This is a genomic window from Rhizobium sp. NZLR1b, from assembly GCF_019685155.1.
GTDB lineage: Bacteria > Pseudomonadota > Alphaproteobacteria > Rhizobiales > Rhizobiaceae > Rhizobium.
Window position 1 is genome coordinate 331,815 of record NZ_JABDWC010000005.1, and the last position, 14,674, is coordinate 346,488.

General features: G+C 61.2%; 15 protein-coding genes. 7 read left to right on the forward strand and 8 right to left on the reverse strand.

The annotated features are described in order from the left end of the window. Positions 1 to 2: 2 nt before the first annotated feature. A complete protein-coding gene (locus HJB84_RS10375; protein ID WP_207581296.1) occupies positions 3 to 1,283 on the reverse strand; it encodes a cytochrome b N-terminal domain-containing protein in 1,281 nt (426 codons plus the stop codon). Between the two features lie 14 nt (positions 1,284 to 1,297). Further along, complete coding sequence (petA, locus tag HJB84_RS10380) at positions 1,298 to 1,876, reverse strand: ubiquinol-cytochrome c reductase iron-sulfur subunit (RefSeq protein WP_207581297.1); 579 nt, start codon at positions 1,874 to 1,876, stop codon at positions 1,298 to 1,300. A 285-nt stretch (positions 1,877 to 2,161) separates the two neighbouring features. Between petA and HJB84_RS10385 the strand changes: the two genes are divergently transcribed. After that, positions 2,162 to 3,094: an endonuclease/exonuclease/phosphatase family protein gene (locus tag HJB84_RS10385; protein ID WP_207581298.1), complete on the forward strand. Its 933-nt coding sequence runs from the start codon at positions 2,162 to 2,164 to the stop codon at positions 3,092 to 3,094. Here the strand turns inward: HJB84_RS10385 and HJB84_RS10390 are convergent. Beyond that, a complete protein-coding gene (locus tag HJB84_RS10390; RefSeq protein WP_207581299.1) occupies positions 3,050 to 4,963 on the reverse strand; it encodes an ABC transporter ATP-binding protein in 1,914 nt (637 codons plus the stop codon). The two genes, HJB84_RS10385 and HJB84_RS10390, sit on opposite strands and share 45 nt — an antisense overlap. Before the next feature lie 160 nt (positions 4,964 to 5,123). Between HJB84_RS10390 and HJB84_RS10395 the strand changes: the two genes are divergently transcribed. Then, positions 5,124 to 5,354, forward strand: a complete 231-nt coding sequence (locus tag HJB84_RS10395; protein WP_207581300.1) for a ribbon-helix-helix protein, CopG family — start codon at positions 5,124 to 5,126, stop codon at positions 5,352 to 5,354. A 105-nt stretch (positions 5,355 to 5,459) separates the two neighbouring features. On the opposite strand, the gene HJB84_RS10400 is transcribed toward HJB84_RS10395, so the two are convergent. Continuing rightward, entirely contained in the window at positions 5,460 to 7,316 is a 1,857-nt protein-coding gene (locus HJB84_RS10400; RefSeq protein WP_207581301.1) for an ABC transporter ATP-binding protein, read from the reverse strand. Between the two features lie 388 nt (positions 7,317 to 7,704). On the opposite strand from HJB84_RS10400, the gene HJB84_RS10405 reads away from it, so the two are divergent. Together HJB84_RS10405 and HJB84_RS10410 are read left to right on the forward strand one after the other, a co-directional pair. Further along, positions 7,705 to 8,166, forward strand: coding sequence for a tRNA (cytidine(34)-2'-O)-methyltransferase (locus HJB84_RS10405; RefSeq protein ID WP_207584349.1), 462 nt, complete (start codon positions 7,705 to 7,707; stop codon positions 8,164 to 8,166). Positions 8,167 to 8,378: 212 nt separating this feature from the next. Next, entirely contained in the window at positions 8,379 to 10,025 is a 1,647-nt protein-coding gene (locus tag HJB84_RS10410; protein WP_207581302.1) for a Na/Pi cotransporter family protein, read from the forward strand. A 3-nt stretch (positions 10,026 to 10,028) separates the two neighbouring features. Here the strand turns inward: HJB84_RS10410 and HJB84_RS10415 are convergent, their stop codons facing one another. Then, the gene (locus HJB84_RS10415; protein ID WP_207581303.1) at positions 10,029 to 10,289 is read right to left on the reverse strand and encodes a hypothetical protein; all 261 of its coding nucleotides are present in this window, start codon (positions 10,287 to 10,289) and stop codon (positions 10,029 to 10,031) included. Between the two features lie 177 nt (positions 10,290 to 10,466). On the opposite strand from HJB84_RS10415, the gene hemF reads away from it, so the two are divergent. From hemF to HJB84_RS10430, 3 genes are all read left to right on the forward strand, one after another. Beyond that, positions 10,467 to 11,372 carry an oxygen-dependent coproporphyrinogen oxidase gene (gene hemF, locus HJB84_RS10420; protein WP_207581304.1) on the forward strand — a complete coding sequence of 302 codons (906 nt, stop codon included), beginning with the start codon at positions 10,467 to 10,469 and terminating at the stop codon, positions 11,370 to 11,372. 102 nt (positions 11,373 to 11,474) lie between these two features. After that, positions 11,475 to 11,744 (forward strand): hypothetical protein, encoded by a 270-nt coding sequence (locus tag HJB84_RS10425; RefSeq protein ID WP_207581305.1) that lies wholly within the window; start codon positions 11,475 to 11,477, stop codon positions 11,742 to 11,744. A 114-nt stretch (positions 11,745 to 11,858) separates the two neighbouring features. Beyond that, positions 11,859 to 12,044 (forward strand): DUF1059 domain-containing protein, encoded by a 186-nt coding sequence (locus HJB84_RS10430; protein WP_207581306.1) that lies wholly within the window; start codon positions 11,859 to 11,861, stop codon positions 12,042 to 12,044. On the opposite strand, the gene HJB84_RS10435 is transcribed toward HJB84_RS10430, so the two are convergent. Genes HJB84_RS10435 through HJB84_RS10445 form a run of 3 tightly spaced genes read right to left on the reverse strand, consistent with a single transcriptional unit; the run spans position 12,045 to position 14,589 of the window. Continuing rightward, positions 12,045 to 13,322 carry a CCA tRNA nucleotidyltransferase gene (locus HJB84_RS10435; protein ID WP_221115859.1) on the reverse strand — a complete coding sequence of 426 codons (1,278 nt, stop codon included), beginning with the start codon at positions 13,320 to 13,322 and terminating at the stop codon, positions 12,045 to 12,047. Continuing rightward, positions 13,319 to 13,969: a CoA pyrophosphatase gene (locus tag HJB84_RS10440; protein WP_221115860.1), complete on the reverse strand. Its 651-nt coding sequence runs from the start codon at positions 13,967 to 13,969 to the stop codon at positions 13,319 to 13,321. Before HJB84_RS10440 ends, HJB84_RS10435 begins: the two co-directional genes overlap by 4 nt. Then, positions 13,966 to 14,589: a DUF1285 domain-containing protein gene (locus HJB84_RS10445; protein WP_207581309.1), complete on the reverse strand. Its 624-nt coding sequence runs from the start codon at positions 14,587 to 14,589 to the stop codon at positions 13,966 to 13,968. The genes HJB84_RS10440 and HJB84_RS10445 overlap by 4 nt, the downstream gene beginning before the upstream one ends. Positions 14,590 to 14,674 lie beyond the last annotated feature (85 nt).

The following is a 14,674-nucleotide window of genomic DNA, read 5'->3' on the forward strand; positions in this document are numbered from 1 at the left end:
GCTTACGCATTGGCCGCCGCACTGGCGGCAGCTGTCTTGTTGCGCTTTTCGAGCACCGCTTCGGTGATCGAGTTCGGGATGCGGCGCGGCGTTTCCACCAGGCCGAGAACTGGCATGGCGACCAGGAAGAAAGCGAAGTAGAGAAGCGTGCAGATCTGCGAAATCGTGGTGAACAGGCCTTCCGCCGGTTGCGAACCCAGCCAGCCGAGGATGATCGCGTTGATCACGAACAGCCAGTAGAACAGCTTGTACCAGGGACGGTAGACCGCCGAGCGGACCTTCGAGGTATCGAGCCAGGGCAGGAAGAACAGCACGATGATCGCACCGAACATCACCAGCACGCCGCCGAGCTTGGAGTCGATCGGGCCGACGTTGAAGGTGATCGAACGCAGCATCGCGTAGAACGGCAGGAAGTACCATTCCGGAACGATGTGGGCCGGTGTCTTCAACGGGTCGGCCGGGATGTAGTTGTCGGCATGGCCGAGGAAGTTCGGCAGGTAGAAGACGAAATAGGCATAGACCAGCAGGAAGATTGAGACGCCGAGCGCATCCTTCATCGTCGCATAGGGCGTGAAGCGCACGGTGTCCGTCTTCGTCTTGACCTCGACGCCCGTCGGGTTGGTCTGGCCGACGACGTGCAGCGCCCAGATATGCAGGACGACGACGCCGGCGATCATGAAGGGCAGCAGGTAATGCAGCGAGAAGAAGCGGTTCAGCGTCGGCTGATCGACGGCGAAGCCGCCCAGCAGAAACTGCTGGATCCATTCGCCGACCAGCGGGAAGGCCGAGAAGAAGCCGGTAATGACGGTCGCGCCCCAGAAGGACATCTGCCCCCACGGCAGAACGTAGCCCATGAAGCCGGTCGCCATCATCAGCAGGTAGATGACCACGCCGAGGATCCAGAGGATTTCGCGCGGTGCCTTGTAGGAACCGTAATAGAGGCCGCGGGCGATGTGCAGATAGACGGCGACGAAGAAGAAGGAGGCGCCGTTGGCATGCATATAGCGCAGCATCCAGCCATGATTGACGTCACGCATGATCTTTTCAACGGAGTTGAAGGCGATCGTCGTGTCGGCGGCATAGTGCATGGCCAGCACCACGCCCGTCAGGATCTGCACGATCAGCATGACGGCGAGCATGGCGCCGAATGTATAGGCGTAGTTCAGGTTCCTGGGAACCGGATAGGCGATGAAGCTGTCATAGACCATGCGCGGCAAAGGCAGGCGCGCATCGACCCATTTCTCAAGGCCGGTTGATGGCTCGTAGCTGGAATGGCCACTCATTAATCAGTCTCCCCTCAACCGATCTTGATCTTGGTATCGGATATAAATGAAAAGGTCGGAATCGCCAGGTTCTGCGGCGCAGGACCCTTACGGATGCGGCCGGCCGTATCGTAGACCGAGCCATGGCAGGGACAGAACCAACCATTGTATTCGCCGGCCTGGCCGAGCGGCACGCAGCCGAGATGGGTGCAGGTGCCGATCATGACGATCCAGTTTTCCTTGTCCTTGCCACCTGAACGGTCGACACCCGTTGCCTGAGCTTCGGGCGGCAGATTGGCATTGCGGGCGATCGGATCCTTGAGGTCCGCCAGCGCAACATCGGCGGCGGCCTTCACTTCTTCAGCCGTGCGGTTGCGGATGAAGATCGGCTTGCCGCGCCACTTGACCGTCAGCGACATGCCGGGCTCGAGGCTCGCAACATCGACTTCGATGGAGGCCAGCGCCAGCGTCGACGCATCCGGGCGCATTTGGTCGACGAACGGCCAGGCAACCGCGACGGCGCCGACAGCACCTGCCATACCAGTGGTGAGATAAAGGAAATCACGGCGAGTAGGCTCTGTTGAAGCCTCGCTTGTCGTTACGTGTTCGCTCACGGCCTAACCATCCTCTGCGCAATTATCGCGGAATTCCGCCCTGCCCCCTCTGCCGGCGAATCGATCCAGACACAATTCGGCCATAGATTCCCCGGCAATCCGGCGCGTTCTAAGCTTGATCGCAAATTATGTCCAGCCTTGGCAAGGGGAAGAGGGCACAATGTCGCGGGAATTTCCGATGAATTTTTTAAGGCAAACACGAGCTTGCGATTATGTTGCATTGCAACAAAAATGCCGCCGTGATAGGCGCAGTCGCAATCACGCCAGCGAGCCGGACCGGAGCGGATGAGAGACACGATTTTCTGCGTATTCAGCGTTCTCACAACCCTGGTTCTCACCATCGTCTCACTGCGATACGTTAGCAACTTCTATCTGCTTTCTCTCTTTTACAGTTTCCAGATCCATCTGGCGGTGGCAGCAGCGGCAGCGTCGATCGCAGCCTTTCTCGTCAAGCGGCACTGGTATGCGCTGCTGACGCTCGCCGTATCCGCGGTCCTTGCCGTCCATGGTGTGGTGATGACGCGCGAATTCGTCGAGCCCGCCGTCGCCGAAGGCCGCCCGGCCCTCTTCAAGCTGATGTCTTTCAATATCGAGAATGATAATTTCGCCAACGGCGCAGCAATCGCCGATATGGCCATCGCCTCGGGTGCCGACGTCGTCAGCATCCTGGAGGCCGAACCGCTGCTGTCGGAACTACCGCGGTTATTGAAGACCTATCCCTATTACGTCGGCTGTGGTGTCGGCATGCAGGAATGCGATACGCTGGTGCTGTCGAAGCGCCCGCTCATCGAACCTCGCATCCGCAACCTCGGGCTGCTCTGGCGCAACCGGCTGACGATCTCGACGATCGACTTCGACGGCCAGAAGATCAATTTCCTCGCCGCGCACCTGACCAAACCTTATTACGACGAATTCCATGGCCTGGAAATCGAAGATCTCACGGAGATTATTCCCTCACTGCCGGGACCGCTCGTTCTTGCCGGTGATTTCAACACGTCGATTCTGGCGCCCGACGTGCAGTATCTCATGCGCAGCCAAGGCTTGGGCACGGTATCGCTGGAGCCGGCGACATGGCCGATCGCCGCAGGCGCCTTCGGCATTCCGATTGATCACGTCTTCAGCAGGGCGCCCCTGCGGCTGAAATCGGTCCGCCGCATCGGGGACAGTTTCGGTTCAAATCATTTTGGCCTCATGGCGGAATTCGTCGTCGACCCTTGAGCCCACGTCTTCGTCCGCCGCGAGGAAGCCGCCGGACTGGCGCGCCCAGAGCTCGGCATAGAGCCCGCCGCGGCGAAGCAGTTGGTCATGGCTGCCCTCCTCGATGATCCGGCCGAGATCAACAACGATCAGCCGGTCGAGTGCTGCAATCGTCGACAGCCGGTGGGCGATCGCAAGCACCGTTTTGCCTTCCATGATCCGATGGAGATTGGATTGGATCGCTTCCTCCACTTCCGAATCGAGGGCCGACGTCGCTTCGTCGAGGACGAGGATCGGAGCGTCCTTGAGCATGACGCGGGCAATGGCGATGCGCTGCCGCTGTCCGCCTGACAGTTTGACACCGCGTTCGCCGACATGCGCATCGAAACCTCTACGGCCCTGCTGATCCTGCAGCCGCTCGATAAAGTCGATGGCTTCGGCACGCCTGGCCGCCTCGACCAACCGCTCCTCACCGGCATCCGGCCGTCCGAACAGGATATTGTCGCGCACCGAACGATGCAGCAGCGAGGTGTCCTGGCTGACGACGCCGATCTGCATCCTGAGAGATTCCTGCGTCACGGCCGCAATATCCTGGCCGTCGATGAGAATGCGACCATCCTGAATGTCGTAGAGGCGCAGCAGCAGGTTCATCAGCGTCGATTTTCCCGCCCCCGAACGGCCGACGATCCCGACCTTTTCGCCCGGTTGGATGGTCAGTGAGAAATTCTCGACGACCGGCAGGTGACCCTTGCCGTAGCGGAAGGAAACATTGTCGAAGCGGATGCCGGGCTGCCGGATCAGCAGGCTCTTCGCATCCGGCCGATCGACGAGCCCCAGAGGTTGGGATATCAGCTCGGCGGCGTTCTGAATGGTGCCGAGATTGCGCATGATACCGTTAAACTGCGTCATCAGCCGCCCGAGCAGGAAATTCAGCCTGAGCACCAGCGCCAAAGAAAATGCCACGGCACCGGAGCTGATCAGGCCGCGCAGCCAGAGATCGACGCTCAGCCCCGCCATCGTTACAATCATCAGGCCGGAGAGCAGCGCCATCGAGGCCCTGACGCCGGTGATGAACCGCGTGAAACGCAGAACCGTATCCTGAAAGATATCGAAGCCCTGCCGCATGTATCGGTCGCTTTCCTCGTCGCGCGCAAACAGCTTCAGCGTCTGCATGTTGCTGTAGGAATCGACCATTCGGCCGTTCAGCATCGATCCGGCCTCCGCTGTTTCGCGGGAATGAAGGCGGATCCGCGGAACGAAATGACGGGCAAGCAGGCCGAAGGCGCCAAGCCAGAACAGCACGACGGCGGCAAGGGAAAAGTCCAGCCGGGCGACGAGCACCAGCGTCGTCACGGCATAAATTCCGACGAACCAGACGCTTTCCATCAGCGAAGTGACGAGATCCCCGGTTGCCTGCCCGGCCGACCAGACCTTGGTAACGATGCGTCCGGAGAAATCGCTCTGGAAGAACGATAAAGACTGCCTGGAGACATGGAGATAGGATTGCCAACGTGCTAGATTGTAGAAACCCGGCGTGATCACCTGCTGATCGACGAGCGCGATCAGGAAGGCGACGACGAAACGCACGAGCCCGATGAGCGCGAGCATGCCGAACAGCTCGCCGCCATGGGCTGCGAGAAGACCGCTCCAGCCGGCGCCGGGCCTGATACTGCCAAGGATATCGACGAGCCGGCCGACGAACCAGAAAAGTGCGGCCTCGATGGCCGCCGATGTGCCGCCGAGAATGAGCATGGCGACGAACGGCATCTTCGCCTGGCCGATATAGAACCGGATGAAACCGAGCGTCGAGCCCGGCGGCTGAAGATTGGCGCGCGGACCGAACGGATCGATCCAGGTTTCGAACAGGCGAAGGATGGGGCGCAGGAACATGGAAGCGATATAGGCGGATTGAGCCGAGCGGCAAAGGGAATGAAAAGCGGACGCAACCTTATATTTTGGTAATGAACGATAACATCGGCGGCATCGCCATTGATTACCCCCGAACCCGTCACAATCTGACGATACGATCGCACTTCACCGGAGAGTATCCATGGAAACGAAAATGCTCGATGTGCATATTCCGCTTCCGCTCGCGGAAAGGCTCGATGCCCTGGCTCTCGACCTGGCATTGCCGCGCGACGAAATCGTCACCGAGGCCGTTACCGCCTGGCTCGACCAGGAGGAGCGCCGCCGCATCGTCGCGCTGCGCACCCTCGCCGCCGCCAACACCATCATCCTCGTCGAACATGACCGCGTCATCGACTGGGCCGACAGCCTGTGAATGGACGGGGCGGCCGTCGGCAGTCCCCAATACCGTTGGCAACCACAAAGTAGCCAGGATAGGAATTCAAAAGGCCTTACCCGCTTCCGCCGGGAGGGCCCTTTATCATTCCGCCGCCTCTTCCGCCTCTTCGGCGTGATCGGAGAGGAACCCGCCGGACTGGCGGTTCCAGAGGTCGGCATAGATGCCGCGTCCTTCGACGAGTTCGGCATGCGAACCGGCCTCGACGATTCGGCCCTTGTCGAGCACGATCAGCCGGTCCATCTCCGTCAACGTCGACAGCCGGTGAGCGATCGCGATTACCGTCTTGCCCTCCATCAGGGCAAACAGGTTTTCCTGGATCGCCGCCTCGACTTCGGAATCGAGCGCCGAGGTCGCCTCGTCGAGCACCAGGATCGGCGCGTCCTTAAGGAAAACGCGGGCGATCGCGACGCGCTGCCGCTGGCCGCCGGAGAGCTTGACGCCGCGTTCGCCGACCTGAGCGTCAAGCCCCTCGCGGCCTTGCATGTCGACGAGCCCTTCGATGAACTCCCAGGCATTGGCGCGCTTGGCGGCCTCGATGATCTCGACGTCCGAGGCATCGGGACGGCCGTAGGCGATGTTGTCGCGGATCGAGCGATGCAGCAGCGAGGTATCCTGCGTCACCACGCCGATCAGCGAGCGCAGGCTTTCTTGCGAGACGCCGGCGATGTCCTGCCCGTCGATAGTGATGCGCCCACTCTCCAGGTCGTAGAAGCGCAGCAACAGGTTCATCAGCGTCGTCTTGCCGGCGCCGGAGCGGCCGACGAGACCGACCTTCTCGCCCGCCTTGATGTCGAGTGACAGGTTGTCGATGACACCCTTGCTCTTGCCGTAGTGGAAGCGGATGCGGTCGTAGTGGATCGCGCCCTTCTTCGCCGTCAAACTGGGAGCGCCCGGCTTGTCGACGATGTCGTGCTGTTTGCTCATCATCTCCATGCCGTCATAGACCGTGCCGATATTCTCGAACAGCGCCGAGACTTCCCACATGATCCATTGCGACATACCGTTGACGCGCATCGCAAGTCCGATGGCGATGGCGATGGCTCCGACCGAGATCGCGCCGTTCAGCCAGAACCAGATCGACAGACCGGAGATGACGAAGAGCGCGACACAGTTGTTCAGATAGACGCTGATGTGGAAGAGTGTCACCTTGCGCATCTGCTTGTGCACGGTCTGCAGGAACTCGTCCATGCCCTCCTTGGCATAGACCTCCTCGCGGCCGGCATGCGAAAACAGCTTGACGGTGGCGATATTCGTATAGCTGTCGACCACGCGCCCCGTCATCATCGAGCGCGCATCCGCCTGCGTCGCAGCGATCTTGCGAAGCCGCGGCACGAAATAGGCGACGATGCCGATGTAGACGGCGAGCCAGACGAGGATCGGGATCATCAGCCGCCAGTCTGCCGCCGCAATGACGATGATCATCGTCAGGAAGTAGGTCACAACGTAGACGAAGACGTCGAGGATCTTCATCACCGTTTCGCGCACGGCAAGCGAGGTCTGCATGACCTTGGTCGCCACGCGCCCGGCAAACTCATTGGCGAAGAACGTCATGCTGTGGCGCAGCAGGAAGCGGTGCATCTGCCAGCGTGCAATCATCGGATAGTTACCGAGCATCATCTGATGCATGATCAGAGAATCGAGCCCCGCCGTCAGCGGCAGACCGATCAGCACCAGCGCCGCCATCCAGAAAAGCTTGTGGCCCTCCCTGTCCAGGAAGTTGGCGCGATCGGCATTGGTCAGCCAGTCGACGATGTCGCCGAGGAACTGGAAGAGCGCCACTTCGCCGACGGCGATCAGCGCGGTCAACAGGGCCATCAGTCCGAGCCATGGCGCCGCCGGTTTGCTGTAGTGCCAGCAAAAGGCAAAGAGACCCTTCGGCGGAGCAACGGGCTCCTCGCTTGGAAAGGGATTGAGTCGCTGTTCGAACCAGCCAAACATGAAATTGCTCCGAAACGTCAGCGTTCCGGCTCCCGGCTTCGCGCCATCCCAGCGCATGCAAGCACATATGGGAACCGAACGTTCAAGGGGCGAGGCTGAAACAGCCGCACAATGGATCAAAAAGAGGGATTCAAGAAGAAATGCGCCCTAGCGGCGCCGCGTCGCCTTGGACGGCATCACGGCGGGAAAGCGCATATCGAGCAAAATATTCATGACGGCCCTCCCTGCTGGCGACTGAAGACATGCATGGATAACGCGAAAATCGCGAAATTTCCAGCCCAATAATGGCGCAAATTGAACGTTTCCGGGCCAAACTGCGCCCTGTTGCGCCGAAAGCAAGGTTGCATTAGGCCTCTCGCGTGGAAACGGAAACCAAAAAGCGGGCATGATGACGGACCTGAGACTGGCACTCTATCAGCCGGATATTCCCGGCAATACCGGCACGATCCTGCGCCTTGCAGCCTGCCTGGGCTTCGCGGTCGATCTGATCGAGCCCGCCGGCTTCGACGTCTCCGACCGCAACCTGAAACGATCAGGCATGGATTACATCGCCACAGCTAGCCTCACCCGACATATCAGCTGGGACCGCTTCGAGGCGTGGCGTCTGACCACCGGCCGCCGCCTAATCCTTGCCTCGACCAAGGCTGCGGACCGCTACACCGATCTTGCCTTTTGCCCCGACGATATCCTGCTTTTCGGCCGCGAAAGCGCCGGCGTGCCGGATCAGGTCCATGAGAGGGCCGATGCCCGCATCCTGATCCCGATGGTCGAAGGCCAGCGCTCGATCAACGTCGCCGTCTCGGCTGCAATGATCGTCGGCGAAGCGATGCGCCAGACGGTCTGGGCCTGACCGCTGCTGGCGCGCGCAGAGCAAAGGCCCGCAGAATTGCGGATCCGCTGATGAATATGTCGCAAAATAGCGTTGTCTATCCGTCAAACCGGCGTATATTTATTAGCCGAGCAATCAAAAATACTGCGTAGCCTCCATGATTCCAATGGGTTGGACGCCATATGAGGAAAGCACCACTTCACCAGGCTGTGAAAGAAGAATAAAAACAAGAAATGGATTCCACAATCATCATGATCAACCTGTTCGGTGCCGTGGCCTTGCTGCTGTTCGGCCTCGCGCAGGTGAAGGACGGCGTGTCCAGGGCCTTCGGCGCACGACTGAGAACAGGGCTGGCGAGCGGCACGCGCGGTGGCTTCCGCTCCTTCCTGTCGGGGCTGGTAGCGACCATCGCGCTGCAGAGTTCGACGGCAACGGCGCTGATGACCGCATCCTTCGTCGAACGTGACCTGATCAAGCCGCGCATGGCGCAGATCGTCCTGCTCGGCGCCAATGTCGGCACCGCGATCACCGCCTGGATCGTCGCAACCGGCATCGAATGGCTCTCTCCGCTGCTGATCCTGACCGGCATCGTGCTTTACCGTGGCCGCTCCAGCGCCCGCCAGGGCGGTGGCGCGGCGCTGATCGGCATCGGTCTGATGCTGCTGTCGCTGCATTTGCTCGGCCTCGCCACGGAGCCGATGCGCGCCTCTCCGGCTCTCGCCGCCTTCATCGGCCTGCTGGACGGCGCTCTGCCCGTGGCGCTGCTCTTTTCAGCAGGCCTTGCCTTCCTCTCCTCGTCGAGCCTGGCTGTGGTGGTGCTTATCCTGTCGCTCGCCTCGGCGGGCCTGGTCTCGGCTGAACTCGTCATCGTGCTCGTGCTCGGCGCCAATCTCGGCGGCGCGATCCCACCTGTCATCGCGACGTTGTCCGGCCCGGTGTCGGCGCGGCGCGTCACTCTCGGCAATCTCGCGGTGCGCGCGCTTGGCTGCTTCATCGCCCTGCCGCTGGCGGGCTATGGCGCCGAACTCATCCAGATGCTGCCCTTCGGTCCGGCCAAGCTGCCGGTCGACGCGCATCTCGCCTTCAACCTTCTGCTCGCAGCACTCGCCTGGCCGTTCTCCCGGCCGCTCGCCACCCTGATGGCCCGGCTGGTGCCGGATCAGCCGGAGCCTGACAACGCACCGAAATATCTCGATGCGCAGGAGCTTTCGACACCCGTCATTGCCCTTGCGAGCGCCACCCGCGAAGTGCTCGGCGTCGGCGACATCATCGAGCGCATGCTGGTTAGGGTCTCCGAAGCCTTCGAGCAGAATGATGCCAGCAAACTTGCCGAAATCCCGGCTCTCGAAGAGCGCGTCGACCGGCTGCAGCAGGAAGTGAAGATCTATCTCTCGAAGCTCGGCCGCGACGGACTCACCGACGAGAACGCCCGCCGTTCGATCGTCGTCATCGATTATGCGATCAATCTCGAACATATGGGCGACATCATCGAGAAGGGCTTGCGGGAGCAGGTGGCGAAGAAGATCTCGCTTGGCCTGAAATTCTCCGATGACGGTCATCAGGAACTGCGCAAGCTGTTCGACCTGACGATCGACAATCTGCGGGTCGCCCAGACGATCTTCGTCACCCGCGATTTCAATCTCGCGCGGCAGATGATGGAGATAAAGGTTGAGGTGCGCCGGATGGAGAAGCAGTCGGCCGAGCGCCATCTCGAACGCCTGCGCGACGGCCGCGCCGACAGCCTGCAGACCAGCTCGCTGCATCTCGACATGCTGCGCGACCTGAAGCGGGTCAACGCCCACATTGTCTCTGTGGCGCATCCGATCATGGACGAGAGTGGCCTGCTGATTGAAAGCCGTGTGCGGCCCGCCGCGGAGTGAGGATCAGTCTGCCGAAGGCAGGCGGCGCATGGTGAATTCGATCTGGTCGCCGTCGAGCTGGCGCCAGCTCTCCACCTCTGTCCAGTAGGCGGCTTTCGGATATTCGTCGAACCATTCCCGCGCCTTGGCGCGTGCGTCGATCAGGGCGAGGCAATATGTCTCACGCACGAAGTGGTCTTTCCTGCGGGAAGAAGTTTCCGCCCGATGTCTCGCTATCCTGCGCTTCAGGCCGTCGAAGGACGGAGGTCCTGGAACTTTTTTCATCAAACCTACCTCTTCAGAAAAGGTAGTATCGAAATTCGGGATTTGCGAGTCGAATCTTGGAAGCGCTTGGCGGTCCTTGCTTGGCTTGGCGAGATGCGGCGCCACCTGCTAAACGGGGCGGGTAATCGAGAATAAGCGAGTCGCTTCCTATGGAGATGCCGACCGCCGGAGGCGCGAATGGAAAGACCGGAACTGCCGATCGGCTTGCCTGAAGATATCGAAGAGAAGAAGGCGGCCGCCCGCAACTGGTTCGAAGGACTGCGCGATACGATCTGCGCCTCCTTCGAAACCCTTGAAGACGAGTTGGAAGGTCCGCTCTCCGATCAGGAGCCCGGCCGCTTCGTCGCCAAGGATTGGTGGCGCGAAAACGGCGGCGGCGGCCGCATGTCGATGATGGAGGGCCGTGTCTTCGAGAAGGTCGGCGTTCACACCTCCACCGTCCACGGCGAGTTCTCTCCGGACTTCCGGGCGCAGATACCTGGCGCCAAGGACGATCCGCGTTTCTGGGCCTCGGGCATTTCGCTGATTGCCCATCCCGTCAATCCCAACGTCCCGGCCGTGCATATGAACACCCGCATGGTGGTCACCACCAGCCGCTGGTTCGGCGGTGGCGCCGATCTGACGCCGGTGCTGTCGCGCCGCCGCACCCAGGAGGACGAGGATAGCCAGCTCTTCCACAAGGCCATGGAGATCGCCTGCCGCAATCATGCCGTCGCCGATTACGATGCCTATAAGGCCTGGTGCGACGAATATTTCTTCCTGAAACACCGCAGCGAGGCCCGCGGCATTGGCGGCATCTTCTACGACTGGCTGCATTCGAGCGAGGACGCTGGCGGCTGGGACGCCGATTTCGCCTTCACGCGCGATATCGGCCGGGCCTTCGCCATGGTCTATCCGAAGATCGTCCGCACCAACTTCAATAAATTGTGGACGGAGGCTGACCGCGACGAACAATTGATCCGCCGAGGCCGCTACGTCGAATTCAATCTGCTGTATGATCGCGGCACGATCTTCGGCCTGAAGACCGGCGGCAACGTTGAATCCATTCTCTCATCGTTGCCCCCCGTCGTCCGTTGGCCATGACACTGTGATACTCATCGATAAATTCGAGGTGATGGGCCTTCACGAAAATTAAGCGTGTCCTAACTTTATATGTATGTGCGTAACAATCGGAGGAGGATTGTCATGACGATACAAAGTGGCTCGCCTGCGTCCACGGATGTCCAGGAAACATCCCGCACGATCGACACGTCCGAGTTTCTGACGCGCATCGCCGAGAAATTGCGGACCAAGAGCGGCTCAGATCTGCCGCTGTCCTGCTTCATCGAGCAGGTCAAGCTGCAATTGGCTGGCGGGAAGTCGCCGGAACAGCTGCAGAACGAAGCAGCCGCCGCCAACAGCAACCTGCCCGGCCAGCTTTCGGATACCTACAAAGCCTGGGCGATGCCCGACTGACATTGCCTTTACCGGCCGGCATATCTATGCCGGCCGGAACCTTCCCTCCCCCCGCACATTCATAAATCGCGTGAGATCGCGATCGTCTTTGTGTTTTGAACAGAGGAGAAGACCATGCGACTTTTCGAATGCGGCACTCTCGTCCCGGGCTGCGCCTGGCATACACGGGCAGACAGCGACGCCGAGGTGGTCCGCCGCGCCGTCGAGCACCTGAAAAACGCTCACGGCGAAACCACGATCCGCGAGAACATGGTGGACAATATCAAGGTTCGCATTCGTGATGAGGTGAATGCAGCCTGATTATTGCACCTGTTCCAGTAGCCGGGCGAGCAGCGCCGCCCGGTCGGAAACGAAGTTTTCCTCCACCCACTGGTTTTCCAGGCCGGCAAGCAACTCGCCGACGCGCGGGCCGGACGCGATGCCGACCGACATCACGTCGCCGCCGTTCAGCGGAAATTGCGGCTTCTTCCAGTTCGCGGCCTGATCCAAGAGCTTGATGAGCCGCGCCGACCGCGCCATTTCATCGAAATCCCCTTCAGCCTTGCCGCGCGCAACGCCGAGCGCCAGCTTGAGCCGCGTCATGATGCCGTCGGCTCCGTTGCGGTAAAGCAGCCGTTCGAAGGCGGCCGACGACATGCCGTCATTGGCGGGCGCGGCCATTGCCCAGGCCTTGAGGGTAGCAGCTTCCGCATTCGAGAGCTTAAGCCGGACTGCCAGCGCCTCGAGCCGCGCCGCATCGGGCGGCACGATCGCCGCAAGCCGTAGCAGCGGATCGGGCGTCCAGCCGAGCGCGTTTTCGGTGGCGACCAGCGATGGGATGGCATCGATCCCCCATAGTTCCGATTCCGGCAGGATTTCCGTCAGCACTGCCACCTGCCGCATCCAGAGCAGCGCTCTGCCTGGATCGGCAGCACCGAGCAGCTTCCGCAGTTCCGACCAGACGCGTTCTGCCGAAAGCGTCTTCAGTTTCGACCGCGCCGCCGCACACGCCTTCAGCCCCTCGGCATCCGGCCGTCCGGAGCCGTAATAGGCAAAGAAGCGGAAGAACCGCAGGATGCGCAGATGATCCTCGGCAATACGCTTTGCCGCATCGCCGATGAAGCGGATGTTGCGCCTCTCGATATCGGCAAGCCCGCCGACCAGATCCACCACCTCGCCCCTAGCATCGGCATAAAGCGCGTTGATCGTCAGATCCCGCCGTTCGGCATCTGCCTTCCAGTCGGTGCTGAAGGCAACCTTGGCATGGCGCCCGTCGGTCTCGACGTCGGTGCGAAGCGTCGTCACCTCGAAGGGCTTGCCGTCGATGACGAGCGTCACCGTTCCGTGCTGCAGGCCCGTCGGCACCGCCTTGATGCCGGCCTCGGCCGCCCGCTCCATCACCGCCTCCGGCCTGAGTGTCGTGGCGATGTCGATATCGCTGACCGGCAGATCCATCAGGCTGTTGCGCACGGCGCCGCCGACGATCCGCGCTTCGCCGTCGTCGGCCCCACCGTCGGCCCCACCGTCGCCGTTGAGAAGTGCCAGGATCCGGCCGAGAGCCGGGTCGCGGAACCATGCTTGGTCGGCAAGACCGGTCATGCATAAAGCCTTTCGTAAAGCGTGCGGACGATGCCGGCTGTGATGCCCCAGATCATTCTGGTTTCATAGGGCACGCGGTAGAAATGCCGGTCGATGCCGTCGATGACATGCCGGTCGCGGGTATGATTGGCGGGGTCCATCAGGAAGGAAAGCGGCACCTCGAACACGTCGTCCACCTCGGTTGGGTTCAACGTCAGCGCGAAGCCAGGCATGACGACGCCGAGCACCGGCGTGATGCGGAAGCCTGTCGAGGCAAGATAATTCGGCAGCCGCCCGACGGTCTCGACGAAGGAGCCGGGGAGACCGATCTCCTCCTCCGTCTCGCGGATCGCCGCCATTTCCGGTGAGATATCGGCAGGATCGATCGAGCCGCCGGGAAAGGCGATCTGCCCGGAATGCTTGCGCAGCGTCGCCGTGCGCTTGGTGAAGATCACCTGCGCCTCCTCACCGTCGTCGACGACGGGCACGAGCACGGCGGCGTCGCGCAGCTTGAAGGTCTCGACCTCGGCCACGATATCGGGATTGAGGATGTGGTCCCCGTGATCACGCCAGGCATGATCGACCGGCCCGCCATTCTGGTTGAGCGCGCGGCGGCGGAATTCGGCCGCTGAGAACAGCGGATAACGGTGGGTGATCGCATCATTCATCGGCAAAGAGCATCCAGTTCGTCGGCCGGCATGACCGGGAAGACCTCGCCGCCGGAGCGGATCGCAAACATCGCCCGCCCCTCCGCGTCGAAAATCTCGCCCAGCGCGACCAGTTCATACATCACCGCACGCGACACCAGCGCCTCCAGCCGCCCGCGCACATGCAGATAGGGTTTTAGTTCGGCATTCTCGCCCGCAATGGCAAAGCGCAGCCGATGCTCTCCTCCCGCCTCCACGACATCGCCGACATTGGTGCGGAAGGTCAGCACCTGTCGGCCTTGCTCCTCCGTCACGCTCATCTCAACGGCGATGAACGGAGCATCGACGACCCTTATCCCGACCTTTTCCACAGGAGTTACGAGATAGGTCTTCTGGTCGTCATCCTTCCTCAAAACCGTCGAAAACAGCCGCACCAGCGCTGGCCGGCCGATCGGCGTGCCCATGTAGAACCAGGTGCCATCGGCCCTGATCTCCATATCGATGTCACCGCAGAAAGGCGGATTCCACCGCTCGACTGGCGGTAACCCACGTTTTTTTCCGCCGCTTTCATCAGACGCGCGCGAAATTAGCGCAGCAAGTCCCGCCGCATCCGCCTGTCCGCTGATTTCCTCGGCTGCCATTCTTCCGTCCCGGTTTGTCCTTAACGAAGTGATGTCACGAGATAGTCATTCGCAACGAACTTGTCAGCCCGTCACATCTCCATAA

Bases quoted from the DNA above. Each gene is read 5' to 3' on its own strand.
- HJB84_RS10375 (WP_207581296.1), bottom strand. From the start codon at position 1,283: ATGAGTGGCCATTCCAGCTACGAGCCATCAACCGGCCTTGAGAAATGG.
- HJB84_RS10385 (WP_207581298.1), top strand. From the start codon at position 2,162: ATGAGAGACACGATTTTCTGCGTATTCAGCGTTCTCACAACCCTGGTT.
- HJB84_RS10390 (WP_207581299.1), bottom strand. From the start codon at position 4,963: ATGTTCCTGCGCCCCATCCTTCGCCTGTTCGAAACCTGGATCGATCCG.
- HJB84_RS10395 (WP_207581300.1), top strand. From the start codon at position 5,124: ATGGAAACGAAAATGCTCGATGTGCATATTCCGCTTCCGCTCGCGGAA.
- HJB84_RS10400 (WP_207581301.1), bottom strand. From the start codon at position 7,316: ATGTTTGGCTGGTTCGAACAGCGACTCAATCCCTTTCCAAGCGAGGAG.
- HJB84_RS10405 (WP_207584349.1), top strand. From the start codon at position 7,705: ATGACGGACCTGAGACTGGCACTCTATCAGCCGGATATTCCCGGCAAT.
- HJB84_RS10410 (WP_207581302.1), top strand. From the start codon at position 8,379: ATGGATTCCACAATCATCATGATCAACCTGTTCGGTGCCGTGGCCTTG.
- HJB84_RS10415 (WP_207581303.1), bottom strand. From the start codon at position 10,289: ATGAAAAAAGTTCCAGGACCTCCGTCCTTCGACGGCCTGAAGCGCAGG.
- hemF (WP_207581304.1), top strand. From the start codon at position 10,467: ATGGAAAGACCGGAACTGCCGATCGGCTTGCCTGAAGATATCGAAGAG.
- HJB84_RS10425 (WP_207581305.1), top strand. From the start codon at position 11,475: ATGACGATACAAAGTGGCTCGCCTGCGTCCACGGATGTCCAGGAAACA.
- HJB84_RS10430 (WP_207581306.1), top strand. From the start codon at position 11,859: ATGCGACTTTTCGAATGCGGCACTCTCGTCCCGGGCTGCGCCTGGCAT.
- HJB84_RS10435 (WP_221115859.1), bottom strand. From the start codon at position 13,322: ATGACCGGTCTTGCCGACCAAGCATGGTTCCGCGACCCGGCTCTCGGC.
- HJB84_RS10440 (WP_221115860.1), bottom strand. From the start codon at position 13,969: ATGAATGATGCGATCACCCACCGTTATCCGCTGTTCTCAGCGGCCGAA.
- HJB84_RS10445 (WP_207581309.1), bottom strand. From the start codon at position 14,589: ATGGCAGCCGAGGAAATCAGCGGACAGGCGGATGCGGCGGGACTTGCT.